Source organism: Thermus aquaticus (assembly GCF_001280255.1).
Taxonomy (GTDB): domain Bacteria; phylum Deinococcota; class Deinococci; order Deinococcales; family Thermaceae; genus Thermus; species Thermus aquaticus.
This window is the reverse complement of the sequence record NZ_LHCI01000004.1, coordinates 1-4,989: the sequence shown is the minus strand read 5'-3', so window position 1 is coordinate 4,989 and position 4,989 is coordinate 1. Positions and strand designations below refer to the sequence as shown.

Genomic DNA, 4,989 nt, shown 5'->3' with positions numbered 1-4,989 from the left:
GTTACCCCAGCGACCTAACCGACGAGGAGTGGGGCCTCCTGGAGCCCCGCATCCCTGCCCCCAAGCCCGGCGGCCGGCCCGCCAAGGTGTCTAGAAGATCGTGAACGCCATCCAGAAGGTGTTCCCCTAAAGGGGAAGCACGTTACGTCCTGAAGAACGGCATCCCGTGGCGAGCCCCGGGGAAACGATGGGGCGAAAAAGGTCAAAGGGAGAAAGCGCCAGATCCTAACGGACACGGGGGGTGGGCGAGCCTTGCTTGCGGGGATGGACCTCTCCTTGTGGCCACGAGTGCGGAAGCTTTTTGTACCGGGGCCTCAAGGAGACGGCTTCTTCCCTGGGTTTGGAGCTGGAGGTGGTGGCCCGCCCCTACGCGGGGGTACGGGGGGTTTGGGTGCCGGAGGGGGCGGAGGTGCCGGAGATTCCGCGGGAGAGTGGGTTCAAGCCTTTACCTAAGAGGTGAGTGGTGGAAAGGACCTTTGCCTGGCTGGGGCGGAACCGGCGTCTTGCCAAGGACTATGAGGAGAACCCTCTGGTAAGCGAGGCCTGGGTCTATCTGGGCATGCTACGATTGTTGGTGAAGCGGCTAGCCAGGGCCGTGTAACTGCCCGTGGAGGACTTTTACGACAGCCTCTGAGTGGAAGATCATCGCCAGCAAGAACGGGCAGACCACCATCGCCCCCTTCATCGACGCCCGGGCGGTGATGGCCCGCCTGGACGAGGCCTTCGGGCCTTTCGGGTGGCAGGTGCGCTACACCCCCGCCCAAGTGGGGGAGGAGCACGGGGTGATTGCCAGCATCGCCGTGAAGAACCCCGACACCGGGGAGTGGGTGGAGAAGCAGGACGGCTCTGGGGCCACCGACCTGGAGCCCTTCAAGGGGGGCATCTCCGGGGCCCTGAAGCGGGCGGCGGTGGCCTGGGGCATCGGCCGGGAGCTCTACACCTACCCCCGGGTGGTCATCGAGGGGGAGCACCGGTACATCCCCCAGAAGGTCCTGGAGCGCCTGAAGGGCCTGCCCGAGGCGGTGGCCCAGGGTAAGCCCCTGCCCGAGGTGATCCGGCTCACCCCGGACGGGGAGGCGGCCAGGCGGAAGGCGGGGTAGGGGAGGTGGGGCCGTCTTAGCTACAAGGGCCCATAAGCCAAGAGGGCGTGTAGCTAAGACGGCCCCCTTTGGCCCTACCCCAAAGGAAAGGAGGGCAGATGAACCTCACCGGACTACAGGCAAAGGTGCTGGCGGCTTTCCTTTCCCGTGGCATGCCCGTCAAGATGGTCTTGGACGAGGACGGGATGGACGTGATCGCCGCCGATGGCGAGGGGCTCTTCCTGGACTCCAACGCCGACCCCGGCATCGGGGGCTACAAGGACGGGCCTTGGCGGCTCACCAGCTTGGGTAACGGCGACTTCCTCCTAGTAGCCGAGGGAGAGGCGCCCGACTGGCTCCCCAGGGGCCTTTAGCGGGGACCTTGACCGGGGGTGGGAAGGCCCGCCCCCGGCACGCGTATACCCGTAGCTCAATCGGTAGAGCGCCTGTCTCCAAAACCGGAGGTTGGGGGTTCGAGTCCCCTCAGTTATGCCAAGGGAAGCCTCCCCGTCTTACCCAGGTCTGGCCTTTCTGGGTAAGACGGGGGGCCTGAATCCGCCCCTACTATAGGGGCGAGAGGGGGCAAGGCGAGGTTCTGGGGACAAGGGGGCCTAACGGCCCACGGGGATAGGCGAAAGATGCGGAAGCCTTTGGAGCACTATCTAGGCCTAGAGTACCCGGCGCTCTTGGTGGCGGAGCCGGAAGGGGGGTACACCGCCCTTCACCCGGACCTGAAGGGGTGCGTGGCCGTGGGGGAGACCCCGGAAGAGGCCCTGGCCAACCTGGAGGAAGCCCGGAGGCTTTGGTTGGAGACCGCCTATGAGCACGGGGACGAGATTCCCTTGCCTCCGAGTTGGCCCTTCGGGAGGCGGGGATGAGGGCCCAAGAAGCGAGGCGGGTCCTGGAAGAGGAAGCGGCGAAGAGGTTGGGCCTGGTCTTCTCCCCAAAGCCAGAACTCCCCGCCGTTCCCCTTCTCCCCGAAGGGGAACCCAAAGCCTACGGAGAGTACCGGGGCGAGGTCCTGGGCCGCCCCTTCCGCCGCTTTGAGGTGCAGGTCTACGGGGCCAGGCGCTTCGGGGCCGTGGGCTACCGCTTCACCGGGGTCCTCTACGAGGTGGAGCTTCCCCAGTCCTTCCCCTTTCTCCACCTGGCCCCCAGAGGGTGGCCCACCTATCCCAGGGAGCGCTGGCCCTTCCTCTTGGCGCTCCTAATGCTTTCTGGGATCCTCCTCGCCCTCCTCGCCCGGCACTTCTCGGGCCTCCCCGTCCTGAAGCCTGGGACGAGCCCCCTCCTCCTCTTGGCCTTCCCCGCCCTCTACCTCTACCTGTTCGCCGCCTGGAGGGTGGCCACGAGGGAAGCTGGCCCCGAGGTGGCCCTGGAGGGAGAACTCGCCCGGCGCTTCCGGGCCTGGGGGTATTGGGAGCCCATCGGCGAGGACACGCCCCTAGGCCAGGCCCTACTGGAGGTACGGAAGGTCCTCGGTCCCTTCTGGTTTCAGGTGATGGGCAGGAGCCTCTACCTGGCCTTCCCAGGAGGGGGCTTGCCCACGAGCCCTCTCCTCTCCCCCGAAGCGGCCCTCGCGCGGTGGGAGGCGAGGCTCAGGGGGGAGATGGGGGCCCTCGAGGGGCTACTCCGGGCCCTGGAGGCGGGCGGTCAGGAGCGTCTTACCCAGGACCGCCCCCTTTCTGGGTAAGACGGCGAGGCCGCCCTCTCCCGGGTGGATTGGGAGGTTAGGGTAACGGGCCCCGACCGCCGGAAGGCGAGGAAGGGGGAGGGCGCTTTTCCCTTCTAGAACACCCGGAACTCCACGCCGTCCTGGACCAGGTGGGCCCACTGGGAAAAGAGGTAGCCAGCGAGGACGGGAACGCTCACCTTCAGGTCAAGGAGGGGAGCGAGGAGGGGCGCTGGGTCTACCCCTAGCACCAGGAGGAGGACAAAGGGGGGGAAGAGGAGGTAGAGGAGGCGGGACAGAGGGCCGTACACCCAGGAGTGGGAGGCCCCTCGGTGAGGGTGGAGGGCGCGGTAGGGTTCCCAAAGAAGGGAGAGAAAGCCCCACCGCTTGGAAGCGCGAGAGTCGGGAAGATCGATGTCGGGGGAGAGGTAGAGAGTCCCCACCGCCCCGCCCGCCATGTAGAGCAAGGAGACCTGAGGGGCGTGGTCAGGCATGAGGGCCGAAAGCGCCAGCCCGGTCCAGGCCAGGTGAAAGAGGGTCAGCCGCTCGTGGGCCCTTCCGTCCACGCTACTATTGTAGGGAGATGTCCTGGTATCCTTAGGGCAGAAAGGAGGTAAGTGGAGGTGTGCGCAGCTAACTTCCTGGCAGACCTGGTGAACCTCACTCTGGTGATGAACTTCGGCCTTATCCTGGGCGCTTTTCTGGGGCAGATCGCCAGGGACCTGAAAGAGGGAAGGTTTAGGAAGCAGGAAGTCCGGACTACCGTTCTCGCCGGCTAGGGAGCGAGGCCTGGGCCGCATTGACGCTCACCTGAGGGCCCCGAAAGGCCCCCAGTTCCTATTTAACCAGCACCGACTCCCTTCTAAGCCCTAAAAGGACCAGGGCCAAGGGGGTGGGCTTTCTGTGAGGAGTGTGCAAGAAGGCCAGCAAAGGCGAACCATCACCTTCAGCTACCCCCGGCATGAGCATATAAAGCCCAGAAGCAGCGTCTTTGAGGATGGGGGACACCACGTAGCCGAAGTGGTAGGCCCCATAGGGTGTGCCTAGGGGAACCAAGGCCGCCTGGGGGCTCATGCATGGAGGCCGTGGAGGAGGGCAAGCCCTACCTCTTCTACGACGGCCTCCTGGCCCGCAAGACCCAGGAGGGCAAGGAGACCTTCGAGCTTGGGGTTACCTGGGCGATTCCCCTCGCCCACTCCGTCTCCGAGAACCCCCAAGGACCCTACCTGGACGGGGCCATCAACCAGGTGGAACTCCAGGGATACCTGGGCGGGGACGCCCTGGTGAAGTACATCCCCATCCAGGGCGAGGACGGGGAGGACGTGGTCTCCATCACGCTCTTCCGGGTGGCGGTGCGCAAGGGCGAGGAGCGGACCGCCTGGGTCCAGGTCAAGGCCTGGGCCCTGGACGAGGAGATCGCCGACCTCCTCCGCAAGGGGACCCCTATCTATGTGCAGGGGGAGTACAGGCTGGAGAAGTGGGAGAAGGACGGCCAGACCGTCTACTCCCCCTCCATCTTCGCCAAGAAGGTGGTGGTGGGGGCCCGGCGGGAGAAGGACCTCCCCTTCTGGTAAAGGGGGGCGGGGTTGCCCTTGAGGAACCCCGCCCATTAACTTGGCGCTATGGGAGTCGTAACAGCGGTGAACCTCCTCCTAGCCCTCAGCGCGACCTACCTGGGGGTCAAGGAGGGGTGGTCCTTCGGAAATGTCCTCGCCGCCCTCTACTTCTGGGGGGCGGTGGCCTACCCCTACACCCGCCGCTCCTGGCCCCGGAGGGCGTCGGAGGTGGCCAGGGGGCTGAGCCTGGGCGTGCTCTTGGTGGCCCTGGCCTTGATCCCCTACTTCTACTTCCGGGAGGGGCTGGTGGGACCCCAGTACCTGCTCCTCCTCTTCATGGCCTTCCCCACCGCCGGGTACTGGAGCGAGGCGACCGAGGTCCTCTTGGCCAGGCTCTTTCGGCGGAGGGTCCTGGCCTTGGGCGGGGCGGGGGAGCGGGTGGAGGTGAGCCGCCCGGTGGAAGAGGCCAAGGACCCGCCCCTGGAAGAGGTGGAGGCCCGGGTGAAGGCCCGGGTGGTGGGCCAGGACGAGGCCATAGGGGCCGTCTTCCGCGGGCTCAAGCGGAAGGCGGCGGGGCTCACCCGGCCCGGAAAGCCCTTCAGCGCCCTCCTCCTGGGCCCCACGGGCACCGGCAAGACAGAGTTTGCCAAGGCCCTGGCCGAGGCCACGGGCAGGCCCCTGG

8 protein-coding genes and 2 pseudogenes are annotated in these 4,989 nt (G+C 66.4%); 9 read left to right on the top strand and 1 reads right to left on the bottom strand.

What is annotated here, in order from left to right; translation table 11 throughout:
* Nucleotides 1–301: 301 nt before the first annotated feature.
* The 6 genes and pseudogenes from BVI061214_RS12710 (at nt 302) to BVI061214_RS00050 (ending at nt 2,772) form a co-directional block, all read left to right on the top strand.
* Complete coding sequence (locus tag BVI061214_RS12710) at nt 302–460, top strand: hypothetical protein (protein WP_156303159.1); 159 nt, start codon at nt 302–304, stop codon at nt 458–460.
* Nucleotides 434–521: pseudogene (locus tag BVI061214_RS14130) on the top strand (IS5/IS1182 family transposase); the annotation flags it as partial. The gene BVI061214_RS12710 and the pseudogene BVI061214_RS14130, both read left to right, overlap by 27 nt.
* Before the next feature lie 120 nt (nt 522–641).
* Entirely contained in the window at nt 642–1,100 is a 459-nt protein-coding gene (locus BVI061214_RS00070) for a Rad52/Rad22 family DNA repair protein (RefSeq protein WP_053766874.1), read from the top strand.
* Nucleotides 1,101–1,198: 98 nt separating this feature from the next.
* Nucleotides 1,199–1,453: a hypothetical protein gene (locus BVI061214_RS00065; protein WP_003049316.1), complete on the top strand. Its 255-nt coding sequence runs from the start codon at nt 1,199–1,201 to the stop codon at nt 1,451–1,453.
* Between the two features lie 264 nt (nt 1,454–1,717).
* Nucleotides 1,718–1,957, top strand: coding sequence for a type II toxin-antitoxin system HicB family antitoxin (locus BVI061214_RS00055; RefSeq protein ID WP_053766873.1), 240 nt, complete (start codon nt 1,718–1,720; stop codon nt 1,955–1,957).
* Nucleotides 1,954–2,772, top strand: a complete 819-nt coding sequence (locus tag BVI061214_RS00050) for a hypothetical protein (RefSeq protein ID WP_248841675.1) — start codon at nt 1,954–1,956, stop codon at nt 2,770–2,772. The genes BVI061214_RS00055 and BVI061214_RS00050 overlap by 4 nt, the downstream gene beginning before the upstream one ends.
* Nucleotides 2,773–2,867: 95 nt before the next feature.
* On the opposite strand, the gene BVI061214_RS00045 is transcribed toward BVI061214_RS00050, so the two are convergent.
* Nucleotides 2,868–3,317, bottom strand: coding sequence for a DUF2227 family putative metal-binding protein (locus BVI061214_RS00045; protein ID WP_053766871.1), 450 nt, complete (start codon nt 3,315–3,317; stop codon nt 2,868–2,870).
* A gap of 87 nt (nt 3,318–3,404) precedes the next feature.
* Between BVI061214_RS00045 and BVI061214_RS13955 the strand changes: the two genes are divergently transcribed.
* From BVI061214_RS13955 to BVI061214_RS00030, 3 genes and pseudogenes are all read left to right on the top strand, one after another.
* Nucleotides 3,405–3,530: a hypothetical protein gene (locus BVI061214_RS13955; RefSeq protein ID WP_282953974.1), complete on the top strand. Its 126-nt coding sequence runs from the start codon at nt 3,405–3,407 to the stop codon at nt 3,528–3,530.
* A 297-nt stretch (nt 3,531–3,827) separates the two neighbouring features.
* Nucleotides 3,828–4,325, top strand: coding sequence for a single-stranded DNA-binding protein (locus tag BVI061214_RS00035; RefSeq protein ID WP_053766869.1), 498 nt, complete (start codon nt 3,828–3,830; stop codon nt 4,323–4,325).
* 48 nt (nt 4,326–4,373) lie between these two features.
* Nucleotides 4,374–4,989 (top strand): annotated as a pseudogene (locus BVI061214_RS00030) (hypothetical protein); the annotation flags it as partial.

Coding starts and splice junctions, on each gene's coding strand:
- BVI061214_RS00065 (WP_003049316.1), top strand. CDS start 1,199: ATGAACCTCACCGGACTACAGGCAAAGGTGCTGGCGGCTTTCCTTTCC.
- BVI061214_RS00055 (WP_053766873.1), top strand. CDS start 1,718: ATGCGGAAGCCTTTGGAGCACTATCTAGGCCTAGAGTACCCGGCGCTC.
- BVI061214_RS00050 (WP_248841675.1), top strand. CDS start 1,954: ATGAGGGCCCAAGAAGCGAGGCGGGTCCTGGAAGAGGAAGCGGCGAAG.
- BVI061214_RS00035 (WP_053766869.1), top strand. CDS start 3,828: ATGGAGGCCGTGGAGGAGGGCAAGCCCTACCTCTTCTACGACGGCCTC.